The sequence below is a fragment of the Mycobacterium sp. IDUB_1 genome (genome assembly GCF_055419625.1).
This window is the reverse complement of record NZ_JBVAYA010000002.1, coordinates 847,237-868,810: the sequence shown is the minus strand read 5'-3', so window position 1 is coordinate 868,810 and position 21,574 is coordinate 847,237. Positions and strand designations below refer to the sequence as shown.

The 21,574-nt window shown below is 68.6% G+C and carries 26 protein-coding genes, 1 tRNA gene and 1 pseudogene; 14 read left to right on the top strand and 14 right to left on the bottom strand.

Going from position 1 to position 21,574, the window contains the following annotated elements:
* Positions 1 to 10: 10 nt before the first annotated feature.
* The 5 genes from ACZYYX_RS17295 to fadD1 form a co-directional block, all read right to left on the bottom strand.
* Entirely contained in the window at positions 11 to 673 is a 663-nt protein-coding gene (locus ACZYYX_RS17295; protein ID WP_463815768.1) for an L-threonylcarbamoyladenylate synthase, read from the bottom strand.
* A 13-nt stretch (positions 674 to 686) separates the two neighbouring features.
* Positions 687 to 1,514 (bottom strand): peptide chain release factor N(5)-glutamine methyltransferase, encoded by an 828-nt coding sequence (prmC, locus tag ACZYYX_RS17290; protein ID WP_463815846.1) that lies wholly within the window; start codon positions 1,512 to 1,514, stop codon positions 687 to 689.
* Positions 1,515 to 1,537: 23 nt separating this feature from the next.
* Positions 1,538 to 2,581: a peptide chain release factor 1 gene (gene prfA / locus ACZYYX_RS17285; protein WP_463815845.1), complete on the bottom strand. Its 1,044-nt coding sequence runs from the start codon at positions 2,579 to 2,581 to the stop codon at positions 1,538 to 1,540.
* 121 nt (positions 2,582 to 2,702) lie between these two features.
* Positions 2,703 to 2,948, bottom strand: a complete 246-nt coding sequence (gene rpmE / locus ACZYYX_RS17280; RefSeq protein WP_463815767.1) for a 50S ribosomal protein L31 — start codon at positions 2,946 to 2,948, stop codon at positions 2,703 to 2,705.
* 160 nt (positions 2,949 to 3,108) lie between these two features.
* Positions 3,109 to 4,692, bottom strand: a complete 1,584-nt coding sequence (gene fadD1, locus ACZYYX_RS17275; protein ID WP_463815766.1) for a fatty-acid--CoA ligase FadD1 — start codon at positions 4,690 to 4,692, stop codon at positions 3,109 to 3,111.
* 129 nt (positions 4,693 to 4,821) lie between these two features.
* Between fadD1 and ACZYYX_RS17270 the strand changes: the two genes are divergently transcribed.
* Positions 4,822 to 5,442, top strand: coding sequence for a TetR/AcrR family transcriptional regulator (locus ACZYYX_RS17270; protein WP_463815765.1), 621 nt, complete (start codon positions 4,822 to 4,824; stop codon positions 5,440 to 5,442).
* A gap of 1 nt (position 5,443) precedes the next feature.
* Here ACZYYX_RS17270 and ACZYYX_RS17265 read toward each other — a convergent pair whose 3' ends face one another.
* The gene (locus ACZYYX_RS17265; RefSeq protein ID WP_463815764.1) at positions 5,444 to 6,034 is read right to left on the bottom strand and encodes a maleylpyruvate isomerase family mycothiol-dependent enzyme; all 591 of its coding nucleotides are present in this window, start codon (positions 6,032 to 6,034) and stop codon (positions 5,444 to 5,446) included.
* A gap of 97 nt (positions 6,035 to 6,131) precedes the next feature.
* Between ACZYYX_RS17265 and ACZYYX_RS17260 the strand changes: the two genes are divergently transcribed.
* A complete protein-coding gene (locus ACZYYX_RS17260; RefSeq protein ID WP_463815844.1) occupies positions 6,132 to 6,536 on the top strand; it encodes a MarR family winged helix-turn-helix transcriptional regulator in 405 nt (134 codons plus the stop codon).
* On the opposite strand, the gene ACZYYX_RS17255 is transcribed toward ACZYYX_RS17260, so the two are convergent.
* Positions 6,517 to 7,023 (bottom strand): MarR family transcriptional regulator, encoded by a 507-nt coding sequence (locus ACZYYX_RS17255; RefSeq protein WP_463815763.1) that lies wholly within the window; start codon positions 7,021 to 7,023, stop codon positions 6,517 to 6,519. The genes ACZYYX_RS17260 and ACZYYX_RS17255 overlap by 20 nt on opposite strands.
* A gap of 78 nt (positions 7,024 to 7,101) precedes the next feature.
* On the opposite strand from ACZYYX_RS17255, the gene ACZYYX_RS17250 reads away from it, so the two are divergent.
* Positions 7,102 to 8,067: a quinone oxidoreductase family protein gene (locus tag ACZYYX_RS17250; RefSeq protein ID WP_463815762.1), complete on the top strand. Its 966-nt coding sequence runs from the start codon at positions 7,102 to 7,104 to the stop codon at positions 8,065 to 8,067.
* A gap of 3 nt (positions 8,068 to 8,070) precedes the next feature.
* On the opposite strand, the gene rho is transcribed toward ACZYYX_RS17250, so the two are convergent.
* The 6 genes from rho to argS all read right to left on the bottom strand — a co-directional run bounded on the left by rho (position 8,071) and on the right by argS (position 16,826).
* Complete coding sequence (rho, locus tag ACZYYX_RS17245; RefSeq protein WP_463815761.1) at positions 8,071 to 10,083, bottom strand: transcription termination factor Rho; 2,013 nt, start codon at positions 10,081 to 10,083, stop codon at positions 8,071 to 8,073.
* 309 nt (positions 10,084 to 10,392) lie between these two features.
* Entirely contained in the window at positions 10,393 to 11,346 is a 954-nt protein-coding gene (gene thrB / locus ACZYYX_RS17240) for a homoserine kinase (protein ID WP_463815843.1), read from the bottom strand.
* A gap of 15 nt (positions 11,347 to 11,361) precedes the next feature.
* A complete protein-coding gene (gene thrC / locus ACZYYX_RS17235; protein WP_463815760.1) occupies positions 11,362 to 12,441 on the bottom strand; it encodes a threonine synthase in 1,080 nt (359 codons plus the stop codon).
* Positions 12,438 to 13,754 (bottom strand): homoserine dehydrogenase, encoded by a 1,317-nt coding sequence (locus ACZYYX_RS17230; protein WP_463815759.1) that lies wholly within the window; start codon positions 13,752 to 13,754, stop codon positions 12,438 to 12,440. The genes thrC and ACZYYX_RS17230 overlap by 4 nt, the downstream gene beginning before the upstream one ends.
* 4 nt (positions 13,755 to 13,758) lie before the next feature.
* On the bottom strand, positions 13,759 to 15,138 hold the full coding sequence (gene lysA / locus ACZYYX_RS17225) for a diaminopimelate decarboxylase (RefSeq protein WP_463815842.1): 1,380 nt from the start codon (positions 15,136 to 15,138) through the stop codon (positions 13,759 to 13,761).
* A 35-nt stretch (positions 15,139 to 15,173) separates the two neighbouring features.
* On the bottom strand, positions 15,174 to 16,826 hold the full coding sequence (gene argS / locus ACZYYX_RS17220; RefSeq protein ID WP_463815758.1) for an arginine--tRNA ligase: 1,653 nt from the start codon (positions 16,824 to 16,826) through the stop codon (positions 15,174 to 15,176).
* A gap of 101 nt (positions 16,827 to 16,927) precedes the next feature.
* On the opposite strand from argS, the gene ACZYYX_RS17215 reads away from it, so the two are divergent.
* A tRNA-Arg gene (locus tag ACZYYX_RS17215) sits at positions 16,928 to 17,000 on the top strand.
* Positions 17,001 to 17,091: 91 nt separating this feature from the next.
* Here ACZYYX_RS17215 and ACZYYX_RS17210 read toward each other — a convergent pair.
* Positions 17,092 to 17,184 (bottom strand): annotated as a pseudogene (locus tag ACZYYX_RS17210) (hypothetical protein); the annotation flags it as partial.
* Positions 17,185 to 17,422: 238 nt separating this feature from the next.
* Here ACZYYX_RS17210 and ACZYYX_RS17205 point away from each other — a divergent pair.
* The 10 genes from ACZYYX_RS17205 (at position 17,423) to ACZYYX_RS17160 (ending at position 21,571) form a co-directional block, all read left to right on the top strand.
* Positions 17,423 to 17,665, top strand: a complete 243-nt coding sequence (locus ACZYYX_RS17205) for a helix-turn-helix domain-containing protein (RefSeq protein WP_463815757.1) — start codon at positions 17,423 to 17,425, stop codon at positions 17,663 to 17,665.
* A 112-nt stretch (positions 17,666 to 17,777) separates the two neighbouring features.
* On the top strand, positions 17,778 to 18,131 hold the full coding sequence (locus tag ACZYYX_RS17200) for a hypothetical protein (RefSeq protein ID WP_463815756.1): 354 nt from the start codon (positions 17,778 to 17,780) through the stop codon (positions 18,129 to 18,131).
* Positions 18,128 to 18,547, top strand: a complete 420-nt coding sequence (locus ACZYYX_RS17195) for a hypothetical protein (RefSeq protein ID WP_463815755.1) — start codon at positions 18,128 to 18,130, stop codon at positions 18,545 to 18,547. Before ACZYYX_RS17200 ends, ACZYYX_RS17195 begins: the two co-directional genes overlap by 4 nt.
* 61 nt (positions 18,548 to 18,608) lie before the next feature.
* Complete coding sequence (locus ACZYYX_RS17190) at positions 18,609 to 18,908, top strand: hypothetical protein (protein WP_463815754.1); 300 nt, start codon at positions 18,609 to 18,611, stop codon at positions 18,906 to 18,908.
* Complete coding sequence (locus ACZYYX_RS17185; protein ID WP_463815753.1) at positions 18,905 to 19,150, top strand: hypothetical protein; 246 nt, start codon at positions 18,905 to 18,907, stop codon at positions 19,148 to 19,150. The genes ACZYYX_RS17190 and ACZYYX_RS17185 overlap by 4 nt, the downstream gene beginning before the upstream one ends.
* The gene (locus ACZYYX_RS17180) at positions 19,147 to 19,494 is read left to right on the top strand and encodes a hypothetical protein (RefSeq protein WP_463815752.1); all 348 of its coding nucleotides are present in this window, start codon (positions 19,147 to 19,149) and stop codon (positions 19,492 to 19,494) included. Before ACZYYX_RS17185 ends, ACZYYX_RS17180 begins: the two co-directional genes overlap by 4 nt.
* Positions 19,491 to 20,060 carry a hypothetical protein gene (locus tag ACZYYX_RS17175; RefSeq protein WP_463815751.1) on the top strand — a complete coding sequence of 190 codons (570 nt, stop codon included), beginning with the start codon at positions 19,491 to 19,493 and terminating at the stop codon, positions 20,058 to 20,060. The genes ACZYYX_RS17180 and ACZYYX_RS17175 overlap by 4 nt, the downstream gene beginning before the upstream one ends.
* Entirely contained in the window at positions 20,053 to 20,325 is a 273-nt protein-coding gene (locus tag ACZYYX_RS17170; RefSeq protein ID WP_463815750.1) for a hypothetical protein, read from the top strand. Before ACZYYX_RS17175 ends, ACZYYX_RS17170 begins: the two co-directional genes overlap by 8 nt.
* Positions 20,322 to 20,474 carry a hypothetical protein gene (locus ACZYYX_RS17165; protein WP_463815749.1) on the top strand — a complete coding sequence of 51 codons (153 nt, stop codon included), beginning with the start codon at positions 20,322 to 20,324 and terminating at the stop codon, positions 20,472 to 20,474. Before ACZYYX_RS17170 ends, ACZYYX_RS17165 begins: the two co-directional genes overlap by 4 nt.
* Positions 20,471 to 21,571, top strand: a complete 1,101-nt coding sequence (locus ACZYYX_RS17160) for a PD-(D/E)XK nuclease-like domain-containing protein (RefSeq protein ID WP_463815748.1) — start codon at positions 20,471 to 20,473, stop codon at positions 21,569 to 21,571. The genes ACZYYX_RS17165 and ACZYYX_RS17160 overlap by 4 nt, the downstream gene beginning before the upstream one ends.
* Positions 21,572 to 21,574: the final 3 nt, after the last annotated feature.

The following is a 21,574-nucleotide window of genomic DNA, read 5'->3' as shown; positions in this document are numbered from 1 at the left end:
GTCCGCCGCGTCAGTCCGTGATCGCCGTCAGTGACGCGGCGTCGACACCGAGCACACCGGCCACCGCGTCGACGGAGACCGGGCCCTGCCGCAGGACGCGGGGATGTGCGCCGGTGAGGTCGACGATGGTCGACGCGGCCTGTTGTTCGGCCGGGCCGCCGTCGAGGTAGACCTCGACGAGATCGCCGAGTTGCTCGCGGGCCTGCTGCGCGCTGACGGAGGCGGGACGGCCCGAGATGTTCGCGCTCGACACCGCCAGGGGGCCGATCTCGCGGAGCAGTTCGATCGCCACGGGGTGCAGGGGCATGCGCAGCATCACGGTGCCGTTGGCGTCGCCGAGATCCCACTGCAGTGACGGCGCCTGCCGGACCACCAGGCTCAACGCGCCGGGCCAGAACGCCCGGATGAGTTCCTTCGCGCTCTGGGGCACCGAGTACACGAGGCCGTCGATGGTGTGCCAGGAGCCGACGAGCACCGGCACCGGCATGTCGCGCCCCCGGCCCTTGGCGGCGAGCAACGACGCGACCGCCGCGCTGTCGAACGCATCAGCGCCGATTCCGTAAACAGTGTCGGTGGGCATCACCACCAGGCGGCCGCCCTTGAGCGCGCTGATGGCGGATGCGATCCCGATGTCGCGCTGTTCGGGGTCGTCGCAGTCGAACATCTCGCTCACGTGAGCCAGCCTCTCACTCGTCGCGCACGGCCGTCACGAAGCGTGGCCGCCCGGTGAGGTCGTGTCGAGCCGTCACGTCGGCGAATCGGCCGGTGCGGAGGAACGCGTCGACCGTACGCGGGGAGGTGGTGTCGTCGTGTTCCACGGCGCAGGAACCACCCGGGCGCAACAGGCGCGCGGCGACGTCGGCGATGCGGTCGATCACAGCCATCCCGTCCAGGCCACCGAACAGTGCATGAGCCGGATCATACTGCGCCACTTCAGGTTCCAGCTGTGCGCCGGCCGGGATGTACGGCGGGTTGGCCACCAGCAGATCCGCGGTTCCGTCCAACTCGGCGAGCACACCGGGCGCGGTGACGTCGGCGGACACCACCTCCACCGAGGTGCCTGCCGTGTTGCGGCGGGCGTAGCGCAGGGCGTCGGGCGAGTCATCGACGGCGACGACTCGGGCCCGGGGGCGGCCACTCGCCAGCGCCAGCGCCAGCGCACCCGAACCGGTGCACAGGTCGACGATCACCGGCTCGGGCGGCAGCGGCTGGGCCAGCGCCCACTCCAACAGCGCCTCGGTTTCCGGACGCGGGACGAACACCCCTGGCCCGACATGCACCGACACCGGGCCGAAAGCGGCCGTGCCCGTGAGGTGCTGCAGCGGGACGCGCTGAGCCCGGCGGGCGACCAACGCGGCGAACCGTTGCGCGAAGTCGGCGTCGGGAACAGTGAAGCCGACGAGCATCCGCTCGGTACCCGCGACGTGTGCGGCGAGTAGTTCAGCGTCGACCCTCGGCGATCCGACCCCGGCGGCAGCCAACTGGTCCGCGGCGTCGTCGATCAGACGCCGCATCGTCACGGGGCCGCCGGCCACGCTCACGACGCGCTCTGTAGCTTCGCCTGCCGGTCGGCCGCGGCCAGCGCGTCGAACAGCGGGTCGAGATCGCCGTCGAGGACCTGATCGAGGTTGTGGGCCTTGAAGTTGATCCGGTGATCGGCGATCCGGTTCTCGGGAAAGTTGTAGGTGCGGATGCGCTCACTGCGGTCCACGGTGCGGATCTGGCTGGCCCGGTCGGCAGAGGCATCGGCTTGGGCCTGCTCCTCGGCCAGCGACTGCAGCCGGGCGGCGAGAACTTGCATTGCCCGCGCCTTGTTCTGCAGCTGCGAACGTTCGTTCTGGCAGGTGACGACGATGCCGGTGGGCAAGTGGGTGATGCGCACGGCGGAGTCGGTGGTGTTGACGCCCTGGCCGCCCTTGCCCGAGGACCGGTAGACGTCGATGCGCAGATCGGATTCGTCGATCTGGACCTGCTCGATCTCCTCGGGTTCCGGGTACACGAGCACACCGGCTGCGGAGGTGTGGATGCGGCCCTGGGACTCGGTGACCGGCACCCGCTGCACGCGGTGCACTCCGCCTTCGAACTTCAGACGCGCCCACACACCGTCGGCGGAATCGCCCTTGCTGCGGATCGACAGGGTCGCGTCCTTGTAGCCGCCGAGGTCGGACGCCGTCTCGTCGAGCATCGTGACGGTCCAGCCGTGCCGCTCGGCGTAGCGGATGTACATCCGGGCGAGATCGGCGGCGAACAGCGCGGACTCCTCGCCGCCCTCGCCAGACTTGACCTCGAGCACGATGTCGTCGGCGTCGTGGGGATCGCGCGGGGCCAGCAAATCGGACAATGTGGTCTCGAGGCGCGCGACCGTCTCCGTGAGCTCGTCGACCTCCCCGGCGAACGAGGAGTCGTCGGCGGCGAGCTCCCGGGCCGTCTCAAGATCACCGCGCGCAGCCTCCAGCTTGCGGTAGGTGGCCACGATCGGCGAGATCTGGGAAAACCGGCGCCCCACCTTGCGAGCCATGGCCGGATCAGCGTGCAACTCGGGTTCGGAGAGGCGCTGCTCGAGTTCGGCGTGCTCCGCCATGATGGCGTCGACTGCCGAAGCGGTGTCGCTCACCTCGCCTCCGTTCCGAATCGGTCTACCCCGGTCATGAAACGGCGCCCGGCCTGCGCGGTGTGCAGCAGAGCGGGCGCCGTTCAGTCAGCTACTTGTCGCCGGAAGCCTCGGAAGCCTCGGAAGCCTTGGTGCGCTTGCCGTACCGCTTCTCGAAGCGGGCGACGCGGCCGCCGCTGTCGAGGATCTTCTGCTTGCCGGTGTAGAACGGGTGGCACTGCGAGCAGACCTCGACGGTGATGTTGCCGCTCTTCTTCGTGCTGCGGGTGGTGAAGCTCGCACCGCAACCACACAGCACGGTGGTCTCGACGTAGTCCGGATGGACGCCTGTTTTCATGGTTTCCTCTTCGATCGTGGGCCCCGGGTCGCCCCTCCCGCGTCGGGAGGTATCGGCGTGAACCGGAACCGAGGTGTCGGCACCCGGCCGGAGGGGCCGGAAGGCTGGCCCAATTATGCCAGGTCAACCGCCAACAGCCTAAACGCGCGCCATCGGACCGCTATTCCGTGAGCCCGGCGACCCCGGAGTAGGTCCGCCCGTCCCGTCGCCAGAGCCGCCGCCCCGCCGGATCGGTGCCCATCGCGACCAGCTCGCGCTTGAGTACCTTGTTGGTCGCGGTCGCGGGCAGCGCGTCGGCCACCCAGACGTGGCGCGGCCACGCTTTCGGGGACAGGTCGGGCTGCCCGGCGAGGAAGATCCCGAACTCCTCGGGGGTCAGCGTTGCGCCGTCGGCGAGCACGACCGCGGCCATCACCTGGTCGCCGACCAGTTCGTCGGGGACCGGATAGACCGCGACCTGGCTGATCGCGGGCAGGCGGCCGAGGATTCGTTCGATCGGTGCCGCGGTCATGTTCTCGCCGTCGACCCGCATCCAGTCGGCGGTGCGTCCGGCCAGGTAGATCCAGCCGTCGGCGTCGCGGTAGGCGAGGTCCCCGGACCAGAACATGCCGTGGCGCATCCGCTCCTCGGTGGCGTCCTCGTCGTTGTAGTAGCCGGCGAACATCCCCGGCCCCTCGGTGTTGACCAATTCGCCGATCGCGGCGTCGCCGTTGCGCAGTGCGCCGTGCTCGTCGAACTCCGCGACAGCGCACTCGGTCAGCGCCTCGGGGTCGTAGATGGCCACCCCCGGGAAACCCTTGCCGATCGATCCCGGCGGGCAGCCCTCCTCCCGGGTGACCGTGACCGCGTTCTCGGTCGATCCGAAGCCGTCCCAGACCTGACATCCGAACCGACGGGCGAATTCGGCGATGTCGCGGTCGCTGGCTTCGTTGCCGAAGGCGATGCGCAGCGGATTGTCGCTGTCGTCGGGCCGCTCCGGGCGGGCCAGCAGATAAGCCAGTGGCTTGCCGACATAGTTCATGTAGGTGACGCCGTGGCTGCGGACATCGTCGAGGAAGCGCGACGCGCTGAACTGCGCCGGCGCCATGGCCGCGCCGGAGTTCAGCGCCACAGACCAGCCCGCGAGCACCCCGTTGCTGTGGAACAGCGGCATCGACAGGTAGCACACGTCTGCGGGAGTGATGGCGAAGCGGCCGGCCAGCGCGGCGCCCGCGAGCACGACCATCGCGTGCATCATCTTGACGGCCTTCGGGTCGCCGCTGGTGCCCGAGGTGAAGATCAGCATGAAGGTGTCGGTGGGGCCGACCTCCCGGTGCGGCACCAACGGTGGCGCCTGCATGGTTGCCTCTTTCCACTGCGCGCTCCCGGTCCGCAGCACCTCCACACCAGCGAGGTCCACCCCGTCGAGCAATTCCGCGTGGGCGTCGTCGGTGAGCAGGATCTGCACATCGGCGCGCCGGATGTCCCGAGCGAGCGCCTCACCGCGGCGGGTGTCGTTGATACCGCACAACACGTAGCCGCCCAGTCCGGCGGCAGCCAGTGCCGTCAGCATCTCGGGGCTGTTGCCGAGCAGCACGCCCACGTGCAGGGGCCTGGTGGGATCGGCCAGACCGATGAGGGCGGCTGCCTGCGTCTCCGCCTCGGCGAGGTGTTGGCGCCACGTCCAACGCTGCCCGTCATGGGTCACTGCGAGTCCGTCGTCATCGCGACGTTCCCGGAGGAGCTGCTGCACGGTATCGGCCATGAGCCCCGCCCTTCGCGATTGTGAACAGTTTCCGGCACTTGTCTACTCGACCGGCCGGCGAAGCGTACCAACGGCCCGGCGACCATTTGCGAAGATAGGGCGGTGAGCGTGGACACCGGGGCAGATCGTGTGACCGACCCGCAGGCGACCCCCGTGGTGCGCGGACGATCGGTTCGGGACCGCCTCATCGACGCGGCTGAGCAGTGCCTGACGGCCAAAGGCATTCGTGCGACCACGGTCTCGGAGGTCGCCGAAGTGGCCGGGGTCAGCCGGGGCTGGCTCTACCGGCACTTCCCGGACAAGGCCGAGCTTCTCGGGGCGGCGATCGTCCGGCTCAACGAGGCATTTTGGACCGAGTCGCAAGCCCGACTCGACGCGGTCGAGGGGCTCGACGAACGTATTGCCGTCGGCGTCGCACTGGCCCGCCGGGAGTCAGAGGCCCCTGGCGCGCTGGTCCTCAAACTGCGCCAGCAGGAGCCGGAGGCCTTCACCGCCTGCGCCGGCCTCGGTGTGCGCGGCCTGGTTCCGGAGATCGCAGCGTTCTGGAAGCCCTACCTGCAGGCCGCGGTCGACAGCGGCGAGATCCATCCCGCCACCGATTGCGACGAAGCCGCCGAGTGGATCGCGCGGATCATCGTGAGCCTGGCGACAGTCCCGGGCGAGCAGTGTGACCTCGACGATCACGCGTCGGTCCTGCGCCATGCCCGGCGCTACATCGTGGCAGGGTTGCGGGCCGAACCGGCGCCCTGACCTACGCGGCCGTGGCCGCCCGGCCGGTCATCTGCATCAGCAGGTCGCGGATCGGGGCGTGGTGTGGGCGCCCCTCCCCCACCTCGAAATCGACATCGGTGGCCACCAGCCGCCGCCCGGCGAGGTGCCGCCGCGCCTGGAACGGAAAGCCCATCTCCCAGACCCGATGCGCTGCTGCGACGGCGGCATCCTCGGGCATCGCGCGATCGATACCCAGGGGCACGCACAGGTCCTGACCGTGCACGAGCAGGTCGATCAGCGGCTCCATCACCGACGTGCCCGGCGGATGGCGCCGCGACTCGGCGTCGGTCCGCAGCGCCTCGGCGATACGCACGGGGGTGCGCTGGTCAGCGCGGGCCATGCGGTCGACCACGGCGTTGAACCGAAAGCCGCCGCGCGCGGCTTCCAAGAGGATGCGCGGCGCGGGCAAGGTCGCGTGGGTGAGATGCACGGCAACGTCACGGACCGACCAGCCGGCACACAACGACGGCGTCGACCAGCACTCGGGCGAGTCGGCGTCGAGCGCCTCGATCAGATCGGCGAGCTCGCGACGCTGGGTGGCGATGTGTCGCCGTGCGGTGTCGTCGTCCACGGAACCTCCCGGTTTAGTCAGGTATCCTGACGAAAATAGTCAGATCTTCGTACTAAAGTCAACGGCTGTGACCGACAATCCGGGTACGGCGGTGCTGATGTTCATCGCGCATCGCGATGTCGAAACGCGCGTGATGGCAGCCCTGGCCGCGACGGGGGTGACCGATGTGACCGTGGCCCAGTCACGACTCCTGCAGCGCCTGAGCCCGGCCGGGACGCGATTGACCGACCTCGCCGATCAGGCACGCGTCACCAAGCAGACCGCTGGTGCACTCGTCGATCAACTCGAGCGCGCGGGCTACGTCGCCCGCCGACCAGACCCGACCGATGCACGGGCGCGCCTGGTGACCCTCAGCGAGAAGGGCGTTGCGCTGTGCCGCGCGGCCGCCGACGAAGTCGCGCGGACAGAGCGCCAATGGCGCGAGCACCTCGGGGCGCGATCTTTCGACGCACTGCGCGCGGCATTGCTGTCGCTGCGTGAGATCACCGACCCATACCGCTGACGGGCCGCCACACCGTCGGGCCCGAGGTCAGCAGGTCGCCGAGCACCGTGGCAAGCGTCTGCAGCTCTGCGCTGGAGTAGCGGTCGAGGAACTCCCGCAGCGCCTCGGATTTCTCGACGTGCATTCGTCGGTGGACACGGTCGAGCAGCACGCCGTCCTCGGTCAGCGTCAGGCGCACTTCCTTGCGATTTCCGGGCACGGGGCTGCGGTCCACCAGGCCCGCCTCGACCAATCGCTGCACGTACTTGGAGACCGTGCCCTTGAGCTGGCCGGTGCGAGCGGAGAGCCCGACGATGTTGGTCGCGCCCTCTCCTATCGCCGCCAGTACGTGGATAGCGACGGTCGGCATCTGCCGGATGGCGCGTTCGAGCCGGTCCGGGCACGCCGCGACGAGGTAGTCGCGCTCGGCGTCGCGTCCGTCTTCCAGTTCCGCGAGCGCAACCAGCAGGCCTTCGATCCGGGCCACGACGTCCGCCTTGGTTGCCACGGAAACCATAGTGACACCGAACCGCCGTCGAGATATGGTTTCTATGGAAACATTCTTTCTGGAAACCAAGGAGTCGCCATGAAAGCAGCCGTCGTCACCGCGTTCGGAGAGGCGCCGCAGTACGCAGACATCGCTGATCCGCCCGAGGACGCCATGACGGGGACGGTGCTCGCCGCCTCCGTGAAGAACCTGGACAGGAGCCTGGTCAGCGGGCGCCACTACGGGAGCAGCGGCCTGACGCCGCCGTTCGTGCCGGGCGTCGACGGAGTGGTCGCTCTGCCCGACGGCCGCCGGGTCTACAGCTCCTCGGTCGGGACACACGGCATGATGGCCGAGCGCACCGTCGTCGACCCGTCTCGGATGGTCGTGCTGCCCAGCGGAGTCGACGATGCGCTCGCCGCCGCCGTCCCGAACCCCGGTCTGTCAGCCTGGTTCGCCCTCGAATACGCCGCGCAGGTGCAACCCGGCCACTCCGTACTCATTCTGGGCGCGACGGGCGTGACCGGGCGCATCGCCGCACAATTGGCCAAGCACCGTTTCGGAGCGGGGCGAGTCGTGGTCGCCGGCCGCAACGGGGAACGGCTGGCCGAGCTGAGACGCTCGAGCGCCGACGACGCCCTGACCATCGGTGACGACCTCACCGAGCAGGTGGCGTCGCGCCACGCCGAGCAGCCGTTCGACGCGGTCCTCGACTACCTGTGGGGTCCGGTGGCCGAACGCACGCTCGCTGCGCTGGGCAATGCAGGGCTGACAGCGAACTACCACAGCACCCGCTACGTGCAGATCGGTGCCATGGCCGGGGATCCGATCAGCCTGCCCTCGGCAGTCCTGCGCAGCGCTGGCGTGACGCTGGCCGGGGTCGGCTTCGGCAGCGTGCCCGCTGACGCGCATACCCGCGCGAGCAGCGAATTCCTTCCGGAGCTGTTCGCCATGGCTGCCGCAGGCGACCTCGAGATCGACGTCGTGCGTCGACCTCTGGCCGACGTCGAGACGGTCTGGACGACGCCGGCACCGTCGGGAACACGCGTTGTGCTGATCCCCTGACGGTCAGTCGTCGCCGTTGCCGCCGGGCGTGTTCTTGGAGACCTGGAGCAGGAACTCGTAGTTGTTCTTGGTCTTTCGTAGCTGGCTCATCAGCAAGTCGATCGCCTGATGCGGGTCCAGCCCCGAGAGCACGCGGCGCAACTTGTGCACGATCGCGAACTCGTCGGGAGAGAGCAGCAGCTCGTCCTTGCGGGTACCCGACGGATTCACGTCCACCGCAGGGAACACTCGGCGCTCAGCGATCTTGCGGTCGAGCTTGAGCTCGGCGTTACCGGTGCCCTTGAACTCCTCGAAGATCACCGTGTCGCCGGTCGACCCGGTCTCGACCATCGCGGTGGCGATGATCGTCAGCGAGCCGCCCTCTTCGATGTTGCGCGCCGCGCCGAGGAACCGCTTCGGCGGATACAGCGCGGTCGAGTCCACACCACCGGAGAGGATGCGTCCCGAAGCGGGTGAGGCGTTGTTGTAGGCGCGACCCAGGCGGGTGATCGAGTCCAGCAGGACGATGACGTCCTTGCCCTGCTCCACGAGGCGCTTGGCGCGCTCGATGGCGAGCTCGGCGGCCTGGGTGTGGTCTGACGGCGGCCGGTCGAAGGTGGAGGCGATGACCTCACCCTTGACCGAGCGCTGCATGTCGGTGACCTCTTCGGGCCGTTCGTCGACGAGCACGACCATGAGGTGGCACTCGGGGTTGTTGCGGGTGATCGCGTTGGCGATGTCCTGCATGATCGTGGTCTTACCGGCCTTGGGCGGGGACACGATCAGCGCGCGCTGGCCCTTGCCGATCGGCATGATCAGGTCGATCACGCGGGTGGTCAGTTTGTCGCCGCTGGTCTCCAGGCGCAGACGCTGGTTCGGGTAGAGCGGCGTGAGCTTGGTGAACTCGGGCCGCTTCCTGGCCTCTTCGACAGGCTTGCCGTTGACGGAGTCCAGCCGCACCAGGGGATTGAACTTCTGCCGGGCGTTCTGTCCCCCGCCATCGCCCTCCTTGGGCACGCGCACGGCGCCGGTGACCGCATCGCCGCGGCGCAGGCCGTTCTTGCGGACCATGTTCATCGACACGTAGACGTCGTTGGGACCCGCGAGGTACCCCGAGGTGCGGACGAACGCATAGTTGTCGAGGACGTCGAGGATGCCGGCGACCGGCTGGACGACGTCGTCCTCGCGAAGTTCGGTGTCGCGGTCGAGATTGCCGCCGCCACCACCTTCACCGCCGCGTTCGCGGCGTCGGCGGTCGCGGAACCGGCGGCCGCGCCGGCCCTGCCGGCCGTCACCGTCGTCGTCGTTGTCGCTGTCCTGGTTGCGATTGTCCTGGTTGCGATTGCCCTGGTTGCGATCGTCTTGGTTGCGATTGCCCTGGTTGCGATCGTTCTGTTGGTTCTGGTTGCGGTTGTCGTTCTGACGATTGCCGCCGTCGTTCTGGTTGCGGCCCTCGTTCTGACGATTGCCGCCGTCGTTCTGGCGTGCGCCGTCGTTCTGGCGTGCGCCGTCGTTCTGGCTGCGGCCGTCGCGGTCGGACTTCTCCGCCGTCTTTTCCGACGCGTCGCGCGCGCCGTCCTGAGAGTCCTGACGCTCCTGCTCGGGCTTGCGCTCCGGCGCCTCGGTGGCGGTCGGCGCAGCGTCGGCACGCGGAGCGTCCTCGCTCGCGGGCTGCTCAGCGGTCTTGGGTTCGCCGGTCTTGGGCTCGCCCTGCCCGCGGGAGGCAGATCGGCGCTCACGGCGCTGCGGCGGCGCCGCATCGGCCGGCGCGGAGCCCTCGGCAGCGGGTGCAGCTGCGGCGGATTTGCCGTTGCCGTCCCCGCGGCGCTCGCGGATGGCGGCGATCAATTCGCTCTTGCGCATCCCGGAGGCGCCTTCGACGCCGATCTCCTTGGCCAGCGTGCGCAGCTCAGGCAGCACCATGCTGGTGAGAGCGCCACGGCGCGCCGGCGCGGCGGGAGCGTCAGTGGTCACGGCAAGCGGCAGCGCACCATTGTCGGCGCTGGAGTCAGCCGTGATGAGGTCCGTATCGGTCACGGATTTCCTTTCTTCCCCCGCTGATCTTGGTCAACGCGAGGGTTCTGTGCGCTCAGTCCAATTTGCTGAACGCTGAGGTCACACCGCTGCCACAGCAACAGTGATCCACGGGTCCGCCGGGATGGGACACAACCGTCGGTCCACGAGTTGAGCACCTGAAAAGTGTGGGTTGTCCTGAGGTCTCTGCAGTCGACGCAGGAAGAGACGCCTGCGATTGCTGGACGATTGCGAGAATAACCCGCTTCCGGGCGGGAAGCAAGAAACACGGTGATTCATCTGGTGCGTGTGTGATTGACGCGTTTGCGGCGGTCAGGGGCGGGCGGCCACATCTGCGGACCACGTGACACCCTGTCCGACCGGCGTCTTCACCACGGTGAACCCGAGTTCTCGACCCCGCTCGACCGCCTCATGCGGCAGTTCCGCCTGGTGCTCGGCGTGAAGACCGAAGGCGAGCACTGCGGGCCCGGCGCCCGACAGCACTGCTGGTATGCCACAACGACGCAGAACATCGAGGTATTCCGCAGACGCCGGCAGCGCCGGCGCGCGCTGCGGCTGGTGCAGCACGTCCTCGGTCGCCGCCATCAGCAGGTCCGGCCGCTCGGTCAGCGCCACCACCAGCAGCGCCGCCCGGCTCACGTTGAAACGGGCGTCGGTGTGGCTGACGCGCTCGGGAAGCAGGATCCGGGTCTCGGCGGTTGAGGAGCGCACCGCGGGGATCGCGCTGAACAACACGATGTCTGGATGAAGCCGGATCGGCGCCGCGGCGTAGCGCGGCGATGCCCCCGCCCCTTCGGTCCATGACACGACCGCACCGCCCAGTACCGCGGCCGACGCGTTGTCGGGGTGTCCTTCGAACTCCGAGGACACCTGCACCAGCGTCTCGGTGCACATGGGGCTCGAACCCGCTTGTGCGGCAATGCCGTTGGCAGCCGCAAGGCCGCCGACCACCGCGGCTGCCGACGAACCGAGGCCACGAGAGTGGGGAATGCTGTTGCAGCAGCGCACGATCATCCCCGGCGCCGACACGTTCGTCTCCTGCAATCCTCGCTGGATCGCCCGCACCACGAGGTGGGTCGCGTCGAGAGGAACCTGCCCCTCCCCTTCGCCCTGCACCTCGACGACTAGACCGGAATCCGTTGTCTCGACGGTGATTTCGTCATAGATCCCGAGAGCGATGCCCATGCTGTCGAAGCCGGGGCCGAGGTTGGCGCTCGACGCGGCCACTTTCGCGGTTGCGGTCAAACCCGGGGGCAGGGCGCGGATCGCGGACACGTCGGCTCAGACCAGGCCGAGCTTGGCCACGACGGCGACCGGATCGACGGGAACCGGGATCACGGCCGGCATGCCCTTCAGCGCTGTGTCGGGATCCTTGAGTCCGTTGCCGGTGACGGTGCACACCACGGTGGAACCCTTGGTGACCCAGCCGTCTTCGATGGACTTGAGCAGGCCGGCGATGCTGGCCGCCGACGCGGGCTCGACGAACACACCCTCGGTGCGGGCCACCAGGTGGTAGGCCGCGAGAATCTCTTCGTCGGTGGCCGCGAGGAACTTACCGTCGGACTGCTGCTGGGCCTCCACCGCCTGCGTCCAGGACGCCGGCGAGCCGATCCGGATCGCGGTCGCGATGGTCTCGGGGTCGCTGACGGGCTCACCGGACACCAGCGGTGCGGCGCCGGCGGCCTGCGTGCCGAGCATGCGGGGCAGGCGCGCAGCGAGGCCGTCGCGGTGGTATTCGGTGTAGCCCTTCCAGTACGCGGTGATGTTTCCGGCGTTGCCGACCGGAAGCGCGTGCACGTCAGGCGCGTCGCCGAGCGCGTCGACGATCTCGAACGCGGCGGTCTTCTGCCCTTCGATGCGGAAGGGGTTGACCGAGTTGACCAGTGACACGGTCGGGAAGTCAGCGGTCAGCTTGCGGGCGAGCTCGAGGCAGTCGTCGAAGTTGCCGTCGATCTGAATGATCTTGGCGCCGTGCATGACCGCCTGCGCGAGCTTGCCCAGCGCGATCTTGCCCTGCGGCACGAGCACCGCGCACGTGATGCCGGCCCGCGCGGCGTAGGCGGCTGCCGAGGCCGACGTGTTGCCCGTGGAGGCGCACAGCACCGCCTGCTGACCGCGGGCGACCGCCTCGGTCACGGCCATCGTCATCCCGCGGTCCTTGAACGAACCGGTGGGGTTGAGGCCCTCCACCTTCAGATGCACGGTGCAGCCGGTGTAGTCGGACAGCCGCGGGGCGGGAAGCAGCGGAGTTCCGCCCTCCCGCAACGTGATCGGCGTCCACGAGTCGTCGATGGGCAGCCGCTCGCGATAGGCCTCGATCAGTCCAGGCCAGGGCTGGTGCACGGCGCGGGTGGTGTTCACTCTGCAGTCCCTTCCATCCGCAGCACGCTGTTGATGCTGGATACCACTTCCAGATCAGCAAGCGCGGCAACGGTTTCCGATAGTGCGGCGTCGGTCGCCCGGTGGGTGACCACGACGATGCGGGCGCCGCAACGCGTTCCGCCCTCGTCGACCATGCCTTCCTGACGCACCTCGGCGATGCTGACCTCGCGCTTGGAGAACTCAGCGGCGACGGCCGACAGCACGCCGGGACGGTCGGTGACGTTCATGTTGACGTAGTAGCGGGTCGGGATCAGGCCGATCGGCGCCACGGGCAGCTTCGCGTACTTGGACTCTCTCGGGCCGCGACCGCCTTGCACACGGTTTCGAGCAGCCATCACCACGTCACCCAGCACCGCCGATGCGGTCGGAGCGCCGCCTGCACCCTGCCCGTAGAACATCAGTCGGCCGGCCGCCTCGGCTTCCACGACCACGGCGTTGAATGCCCCGCTGACGGACGCCAGCGGATGGGTCAGCGGCACCAAGGCCGGATAGACCCGGGCCGAAACCCGCTGCTGCCCATCGTCGTCGGTGAGTCGCTCGCAGATCGCCAGCAGCTTGATCGTGCAGCCGAGCGCGCGCGCGGAAGCGAAGTCGGCGGCGCTGACCTTCGTGATGCCCTCGCGGTACACATCGTCCGCGGTGACCCGGGTGTGGAAGGCGATCGAGGCGAGAATGGCCGCCTTGGCGGCGGCGTCGAATCCCTCGACATCGGCGGTGGGGTCGGCTTCGGCGTAGCCCAGCGCGCTGGCGTCGGCCAGGGCGCTGTCGTAATCGGCGCCCGTGCTGTCCATCGCGGACAGGATGTAGTTGGTGGTGCCATTGACGATGCCGGCCACCCGCAGCACCGTGTCGCCGGCCAGCGACTGGGTCAACGGACGGATCACCGGGATCGCGCCGGCCACGGCGGCCTCGAAATACAGGTCCACGTGGGCGTTCTCGGCCGCCTGGGCGAGCTCGCCTGCCGCGACGGCCATCAGGGCCTTGTTGGCGGTGACGACGGATTTGCCCTGTTCGAGCGCCGACAGGATGGCCTTGCGTGCCGGTTCCACCGGACCCATGAGTTCGACGACGATGTCGATGTCGTCACGGGAGACAAGGCCGTCGATGTCGTCGGTGAGCAGGTCCACCGGCACCCCGCGATCATCGGCGACGCGGCGCACGCCGATGCCTCGGACCTCCAACGGCGCGCCGATGCGCGCGGTCAAGTCGGCCGCGCTGCGCTCGATGATGCGCACCACCTCGCTACCGACGTTGCCGTGGCCCAGAACGGCCACCCCGATCGCGTCACTCACCGCGTTACCTCACTTCCAGACTCAACAAGTCATCGACCGTTTCCCGGCGCAGGACCAGGCGGGTCTGCCCGTCGCGCACGGCCACCACGGCCGGCCGGCCGATCAGGTTGTATCGGCTCGACATCGAATAGCAGTATGCGCCGGTGGCGGCCACACCGAGCAGGTCACCCGGCGTCACGTCGCCGGGCAGCCAGGCGTCGCGCACCACGATGTCACCGCTTTCGCAGTGTTTCCCGACCACACGGGACAGCACGGGAGCCACGTCGGTGGTGCGCGAGAGCAGCCGCACGTCGTATTCGGCCCCGTAGAGCGAGGTGCGGATGTTGTCACTCATCCCGCCGTCGACGCTGACGTAGCGGCGCTGCCGGTCCGCCGCGATCGCCACGTCCTTGACGGTGCCGACTTCGTAGACCGTGATGGTGCCCGGGCCGGCGATCGCGCGTCCCGGTTCGACGACGAGCCGCGGCGCGGGCAGCCCGACGGCCGCTGACTCGTTCTCGACGATCGCCCCGATCTTGGCTGCGAGGTCCTCCATCGGCGGCGGATCGTCGGACGGGAGATAGGAGATGCCGAGCCCCCCGCCGAGGTCGACGATCGACATCTGCGCGGTCTTGGCGACACCGAACTCGGCGACCACATCGCGCAGCAACCCGATCACCCGGTGTGCGGCGAGCTCGAACCCCGCGACGTCGAAGATCTGGGAGCCGATGTGGCTGTGCAGGCCGACCAGCCGCAGGTGATCGGCGTCGAACACCCGGCGCACTGCCGCCATCGCGGCGCCGCTGGCGAGCGACAGCCCGAACTTCTGGTCCTCGTGCGCGGTCGAGATGAACTCGTGGGTGTGGGCTTCTACACCGACGGTGACGCGGATCAGCACGTCCTGCACGACGCCTGCGGCACCGGCGATCGCGTCCAGCCGCTCGATCTCGGTCATCGAGTCGACCACCACATGCTCTATGCCGGCCTGCACGGCTGCCGTCAGCTCGGCAATCGACTTGTTGTTTCCATGCAGCGCAATACGATTCGCAGGAAAACCGGCGTGCAGCGCGACCGCGAGCTCACCACCACTTGCGACGTCGAGGGACAGACCTTCCTCGTCGACCCAGCGGGCGATCTCAGTGCACAGGAACGCCTTCGCGGCATAGCGCACGTGGTCGCCGCCGCCGAAGGCTGCCGCGATCTCCTTACAGCGAGAACGGAAGTCATCCTCGTCGACGACGAACACCGGGGTGCCGTACTCGGCGGCGATGTCGGGCACCGATACCCCACCGATGGTCAGGACACCCGAGTCGTCGCGAACGGCGTTGCGCGGCCACACTTTCGGCGCTAATGCGGCGACGTCCGCCGCGGTCTGGGGCCGGGCCGGTGCGCCCGCGTGGTGAATCTCTTCAGCGTGACGGGGCCCGGCCGGGTGGGCGATCACATCCGCTCCGGCGCGCTGACGCCGAGGATGGTCAGGCCGTTGGCGATCACCTGGCGAGTAGCGGCGCAGAGGGCCAGGCGCGCGGCGTGCAGATCGCCGGGTTCCTCGTCGCCCTGGGGCAGCACCCGGCAGGAGTCGTAGAAGCGGTGGTAGTCGCCGGCGAGGTCCTCGAGGTAGCGCGAGACGCGGTGCGGTTCGCGGAGCGCCGCCGCGGTGGCGAGCACCCGTGGGAACTCGCCGATGTTGCGGATCAGCGTGCCCTCTTTGTCGTGAGTCAGCAGATCCAGGTGGCCGGTGTCGGGCGTGATGCCGAGGTCGGCGGCGTTGCGGGCCAGCGCGGACAGCCGCGCGTGCGCGTATTGCACGTAGTAGACCGGGTTTTCGGCCGACGCGGACGACCAGAGCGCGAGGTCGATATCGATCGGGGTGTCGACCGAGCTGCGGATCAGCGCATAGCGCGCAGCGTCGACGCCGATCGCCTCGACCAGATCGTCGAGGGTGATCACAGTGCCGGCGCGCTTGCTCATCCGGACCGGCTGGCCGTCGCGCACCAGGTTGACCATCTGGCCGATGAGGACCTCGACGCTGTCAGGATCGTCGCCGAGGGCGGCCGCGGCGGCTTTGAGCCGCGCGATGTAGCCGTGATGGTCGGCGCCGAGCATGTAGATGCACAGGTCGAAGCCGCGCTGCCGCTTGTCCAGGAAGTAGGCCAGGTCACCGGCGATGTACGCCGGGTTGCCGTCGCTCTTGATGACGACGCGGTCCTTGTCGTCGCCGTAGTCGGTGGTGCGCAGCCAGGTGGCGCCGTCCTTCTCGTAGATGGCGCCGGTCTCGCGCAGCTTGGCGATCGCCTGGTCGACGCGACCGGAGGTGTGCATCGAGTCTTCGTGGGTGTAGATGTCGAAGTCGGTGCCGAACTCGTGCAGCGAGGCCTTGATGTGGTCGAACATCAGGTTGACGCCGATGGCGCGGAACGTCTCGCGCATCTGCTCGTCGGGCAGGCTCAGCGCGTCGGGCTCCTTGGCGAGAACCTGTGCGGCGATGTCGCCGATGTAGGAGCCTGCGTAGCCGTCCTCGGGGGTCGGCTCCCCCTTGGCCGCGGCGATCAGCGAATTGGTGAACCGGTCTATCTGCGCACCGTGGTCGTTGAAGTAGTACTCGCGTACCACCTCGGCGCCCTGGGTGGTCAACAGCCGACCCAGCGCGTCGCCGACGGCGGCCCAGCGCGTGCCCCCGATGTGGATGGGGCCGGTGGGGTTGGCCGAGACGAACTCGAGGTTGACCTTGCGGCCGGCAAGCTGGGCGGACGTTCCGTAGCCGGCGCCGGCGGCCATGACGTCTCCGACCAGCACGTTCTGCGCGGCGGCCTCGATGCGCAAGTTGACGAAGCCGGGCCCGGCGACGTCGGCGGCGGCGATGCTGGGCTGCTCGACGAGTGCGGTGGCCAGCCAGCCGGCCAGCTCGCGGGGGTTGGCGCCGACCTTCTTGCCGAGCTGCAGGGCCAGGTTGGTGGCGTAGTCGCCGTGCTCGGGGTTACGGGGGCGTTCCACGGTGACGGTAGCCGGCAGTGCAGAGGTGTCCAGGCTGTGCGCATCGAGCACCGCGGCAGCGGTGCTGCGGAGCAGTTCGGCCAGATCGGCGGGGGTCACGAGGGACCATCCTATGGTCTGGGGCCCGTCTGCCCCGAATCCGTTTCCCCGTGCGGATGCGCTACGCTAGCCACGCCCGACTCGGCGCAGTGTCATCATGCGCCCCCGTAGCTCAGGGGATAGAGCGTCTGCCTCCGGAGCAGAAGGCCGCAGGTTCGATTCCTGCCGGGGGCACCGGAGGAACCGGGTCACCGGTTCCTGTAATTAGCCAGTCGAAGTCGACACCGAGCGCATCGGCGATCAGCTCAAGCTCGTCAATCGTGAACGAGCGCTGATTGCTGAGCGCTCGCCCGATCGTGACGCGGTGGATACCGGTAAGCGAGCCGAGCTGCTGCTTGCTGATGTCTCGGCCGCCCATCTTCTCCTTGATGCGCTGAGCAATCGACGGGCCGCGCTGCGCCCGAGTGGCGGCGCTGATGCTGGTGACACTTTCAGTGCTCATGAATCGGCACTCTATCAATATTGATTAGTTCTGTCACCAATTAGCGACAGTATGCCGCACCACAGAGACATCTGTTCATTTTATCGACAGTCGTAAGATTTGAAGTTCATGTCGTTCTTGACGAGTGCACATCTGAACGGCAGAGTGTTCACCTGTGAACAGGTTGCACGCATCCACGACAGTCGCAGCCAACTGCCGAGCAGAGTCTGCGCGGCACGGCTGGAACTTCACCACTCTCGCTGACGAAGCAAGTATTCATCGCGTCACCCTCGGTCGGCGCATGTCGGGGCAGTCTCCGTTCACTATCGACGAGATCGTCGCGATTGCGCGCGTCCTCGGTGTACCTCTCTCGACATTGCTCGCCGGTGTTGAGGATCAGGCCAAGGCGTCGGCGTGACCGCGCCGGACTGGGACGACGAGCTGTGGCGGGTCGTCAGCGTGCTGGTCGGCGGCGCTGCCGCTCTGGTGCTGTGGGCGCTGATCATCTGGGCCGCCGCGGCGGTGATCTGGTGAGCGCCCGTCGCGATGAGATGCGCGCCTACGCGAAGGCCCGCGGCTGGCGGCTGAACCGGCGCCCGACCCAACGGGACGTCGACTGGATGATCACACGCGGCCTGCCGCCCACCACGCGGGCCGCAGAGGTCGACGTGTTCTGCCGCGGCTACCTCCCCGCGTATCCGCCCCACGCAGTCACTCGCCTCTGCGAGGTGCGAGTCCGCTTCGGTGCCCGGGGCCAAGTGCTCGGCGTTCTGATCAACGGACACCCCGCGGATCTTCCAACCCGTCACGGCGTGTGGGCGGCACTTCGGGCCGAGTCAGACATCGAGCTCGAAGCGGGAATCGCGACGGCGGCAAGCGCATGAGCGGCACGGTGTCGGCTCTGCGCGTCCTGTTCGGGGATGCGCTGATCGCGGCCGGCGTCGCTGTCCGCGGCGAACTTGAGGGGAAATCGGCCGACCACCCCTACAACGCTGGTGGCGGCATGGAATGCGACGGCCCCGACCTGACGCAACGCATCCCGGGCGACGACGTGCGTGCCGCGCTCGACGAGCTCCCCGACTCGGCGCTGATCAACATCGCCGCGACGATCATCGCCGGCTGGAAACCGATCCTGCTGAAGACGCTCGCCGATCTCACCGACGTCGACGTCCTGGTCGCCGCGCTTCGTGACCGTGCCGCGCAGTTCGCCGCCGTCGAGGCCGACGCTGCCGAGCCGTTCCTGACTCCCGCCCATCTGGGCGCCCACCTCACCAGCTCGGCGCAATCCCGCCCCGAGTGACGGAGAGGCCGGCGCCCCGCTGCTACGGGAACGCCGGCCGCGACACCGAAGGACGTTTCGAATGTCTGACCCGATGCTACGGCCGATCTGGACACCCGACGTGTTCGACGAGACAGTGATCGACGCGCGCCGACACCAGGCGTACGCCGGTGTTCCGGCCGACGAGCTCGACGACGCCGCGTATCTCGCCTACCTCGAGACTCTGCCGCCGATCACGCCGCCCGCCGGCTGGGCGCGGCCCGAGCGGATGGGGATGCGCCCGGGCCGCGCCCGTGCGATCGGCCGGTCGTGCGTCACGGTCGCCGTCGCGATCCTGTTCGTGACCGCGTTCGTGCTGTGGGTCGTGGTGGTCCCTCGATGATCCGCCAGCTGCTCTACCGCGGTCGGCACCACGTGCGCACCGCCGAGCGCCCCGCCGATGGCTCGCTGGTCACCGTCTCGACGATCGCCGCCCGGCTGCGGCGCGAAGCCCGCGAAGCCGCGTACGGCACGGCGTCTCTCTCGGTTGCGCCCAGCTTCGAAGGGTTCAACGCCGCACTGCGCCGCGGCCTCAACGAGCTGGCGCCTGTGTTCTCGGCGCTCTCAGCGAAGGACGCCGGGTGAATGCCGCGCGGTACTGGGAAGCGGCTGGCGAACCCCCGCGATCCGGTCACCCGCGCTGCCCTCGGCCGGACATGCCCGGACTGCGGCTCGAAGCCGGACGAGTGGTGCATTGGGATCGCGGACAACAGCCGCACGAAGGGCCGGCGTCGCACCCGATTGCACTTCTCGCGCTGCACGTTCGAGCCGGTGTCGTGACGCCCGTTGCGGTCGGCGGGGCGGCCGGGACGGTGGTCGCCGCTCTGATCATCTTCGCCGGTGCCACCGCCGCGGCGTGGATCGTCGTCGCACTCGCCGCACTCGTCATCGCGCTCGGCGCCATCGACTACGTGAGGACGCACCGATGAGCGCCGCGTCCGAACACCCCCCGCTGCGCCGGTGGCTCAGCATTTGGCTGTCCGGCCAGCCCCACCAGGCGATCGGTGGTGCTGACGACCCATACCTGTTGCGCTGGTATGTCATTCCACGCAACCCGCTGCTGAACGTCTACGTTCACAAATTCCTGCGTGACGACGACGACCGCGGTCTCCACGATCACCCGTGGTGGTTCATCACCGCGATCCTGCGCGGCGGCTACATCGAGCACACCGAGTCACCTGAGCGGCGGATGGTGCTGAAGTGCCGCACGTCGGTCTTCGATGTGCGGTCGCCATTCTGGCGGCGATCGGTCGGCTTCCGGCCCGCGACGTGGCGTCACCGCGTGGCGCTGCCGCACGGACTGAACGCCGACGGACGCGCAGACAGCAGCGTGCCGCGAGTGCCGTGCTGGACGCTCATCATCACCGGCCGCAAGGTGCGCACGTGGGGCTTCTGGTGCCCCACCTACTCCGAGCAGTGGCGCCGCCGCATCGGTGAGCGGTTCGTGCCGTGGCAAGAGTTCGGCGACGCGGGATGCGGTGAGACCGATGGCTAACGGCATCCGCCCGGGCTACGTCATCCGCTTCTGCCCCGTCTGCAGCCGACGCGTCGGCACCCACCGCGAACCCGTCAAGGACGACAGGAGAGAGCTCGTCGTGTACCACGACCACGCCGACAACAGCACCGCCGCGCCCGCGCGCTGCCTGATGTCCGACCGGCGTGCCGCGCTCGCCGCGGTCGCGTTCACCGGCGCCGACACAGGAGCGCCCGGCATCCCGCGCGCTGGCCGCCCCTTCCCGGCGAGGCGGTACGCCGCATGAAAATCGAAATGTCGCACGCCGCCGCGACGCGCGCTGACGCCGCCGTGGCCGCGATCCTGCGCCTGGCCGCCGCCGTCGAAGCGAACACCGCGGCGATCGAAGCCGCCAACGAGCAGCGCGACACCGTCATGAACGGACCCCGCTCATGACTGCCTCACCCGCCGGCTCCCGCGGACCCGCGCCCGACCGCTGCGGAAACTGTGGATTCTCAACCAAATACAGCAAGCAGCGGCCCGGCGAGAAACCCGCGTTCTGCGTGGAACACAACGTGTGGCTGTGCGCTGACTGCCGCGCGGGGGTGATGAGATGCGAGGCCGCCGGGCACAAGATCGAAGCGTTGCCCGCCCGCGTCGACGTCACTGGCATCCCGCCGAACGACGGCATCTACTCGACGATTGACGACGACGTCTACCACTCCGACGTCAACTCGCTGTCCTCCAGCGGCGCGCGCGATCTGCTGTCGTCGACACCGGAAGAGTTCGACTTCAACCGGCGGAAACCGTCAGATCCGAACCGTAACTATGACTTCGGGCATGCCGCGCACAAGATGGTGCTCGGCAAGGGATCGCGCCTGAAGATGCTCGACCCGAAGATCCACGGGCTCAAGGCCGACGGGAAACCGTCACAGAGCCCCACGTCGACCGCGATGTGGAAGAACGCGGCCAAGGCGGCGCGCGCACAGGGGCTGATCCCCATCGCGAAAGCCGAGATCGAGAAAGCCCAGACGATGGCCGGGCGCGTCTTCCAGCACCGCGTCGCCGCCCGCCTGCTGTCGAAAGGCCAAGCAGAGCACTCGATCTACTGGCACGACGACGCCACCGGCGTCCGGCTCCGCTGCCGCCCCGACTACCTGCCAGACCTTCCCGGCCGCCCCCTGTGTGTCGACTACAAGACCGCGAAGTCAGCCAGCCCCGCCCAGTTTCAGCGCGCCGTCTTCGATTACGGCTACCACATGCAGCAGGCGTTCTACGAAGACGGGCTCGCCGAGCTCGGCCTGACCGACGTCGGATTCCTGTTCATCGTCCAGGCCAAAGACGCGCCCTACACGGTGTCGGTGTGCTCAATCGACCCCGACGTCGTCGAGCTCGGCCGCCGACAGAACCGCATGGCGATTGAGCTGTACGCCCGCTGCGTTGAGCAGAACCGCTGGCCCGGATACGACGGCATTCAGCACGTCGGCATGGCTGGCTGGGCGATCAAGCAGATCGAAGAATCCCTCGAATCGTTCTACCAACCCACCACCTGAGAG

Bases quoted from the DNA above. Each gene is read 5' to 3' on its own strand.
- ACZYYX_RS17165 (WP_463815749.1), top strand. From the start codon at position 20,322: ATGAAAATCGAAATGTCGCACGCCGCCGCGACGCGCGCTGACGCCGCC.
- fadD1 (WP_463815766.1), bottom strand. From the start codon at position 4,692: ATGGCCGATACCGTGCAGCAGCTCCTCCGGGAACGTCGCGATGACGAC.
- ACZYYX_RS17185 (WP_463815753.1), top strand. From the start codon at position 18,905: ATGATCCGCCAGCTGCTCTACCGCGGTCGGCACCACGTGCGCACCGCC.
- ACZYYX_RS17160 (WP_463815748.1), top strand. From the start codon at position 20,471: ATGACTGCCTCACCCGCCGGCTCCCGCGGACCCGCGCCCGACCGCTGC.
- rpmE (WP_463815767.1), bottom strand. From the start codon at position 2,948: ATGAAAACAGGCGTCCATCCGGACTACGTCGAGACCACCGTGCTGTGT.
- prmC (WP_463815846.1), bottom strand. From the start codon at position 1,514: ATGCGGCGTCTGATCGACGACGCCGCGGACCAGTTGGCTGCCGCCGGG.
- ACZYYX_RS17175 (WP_463815751.1), top strand. From the start codon at position 19,491: ATGAGCGCCGCGTCCGAACACCCCCCGCTGCGCCGGTGGCTCAGCATT.
- ACZYYX_RS17190 (WP_463815754.1), top strand. From the start codon at position 18,609: ATGTCTGACCCGATGCTACGGCCGATCTGGACACCCGACGTGTTCGAC.
- ACZYYX_RS17250 (WP_463815762.1), top strand. From the start codon at position 7,102: ATGAAAGCAGCCGTCGTCACCGCGTTCGGAGAGGCGCCGCAGTACGCA.
- prfA (WP_463815845.1), bottom strand. From the start codon at position 2,581: ATGGCGGAGCACGCCGAACTCGAGCAGCGCCTCTCCGAACCCGAGTTG.
- ACZYYX_RS17195 (WP_463815755.1), top strand. From the start codon at position 18,128: ATGAGCGGCACGGTGTCGGCTCTGCGCGTCCTGTTCGGGGATGCGCTG.
- ACZYYX_RS17170 (WP_463815750.1), top strand. From the start codon at position 20,053: ATGGCTAACGGCATCCGCCCGGGCTACGTCATCCGCTTCTGCCCCGTC.
- ACZYYX_RS17260 (WP_463815844.1), top strand. From the start codon at position 6,132: ATGTTCATCGCGCATCGCGATGTCGAAACGCGCGTGATGGCAGCCCTG.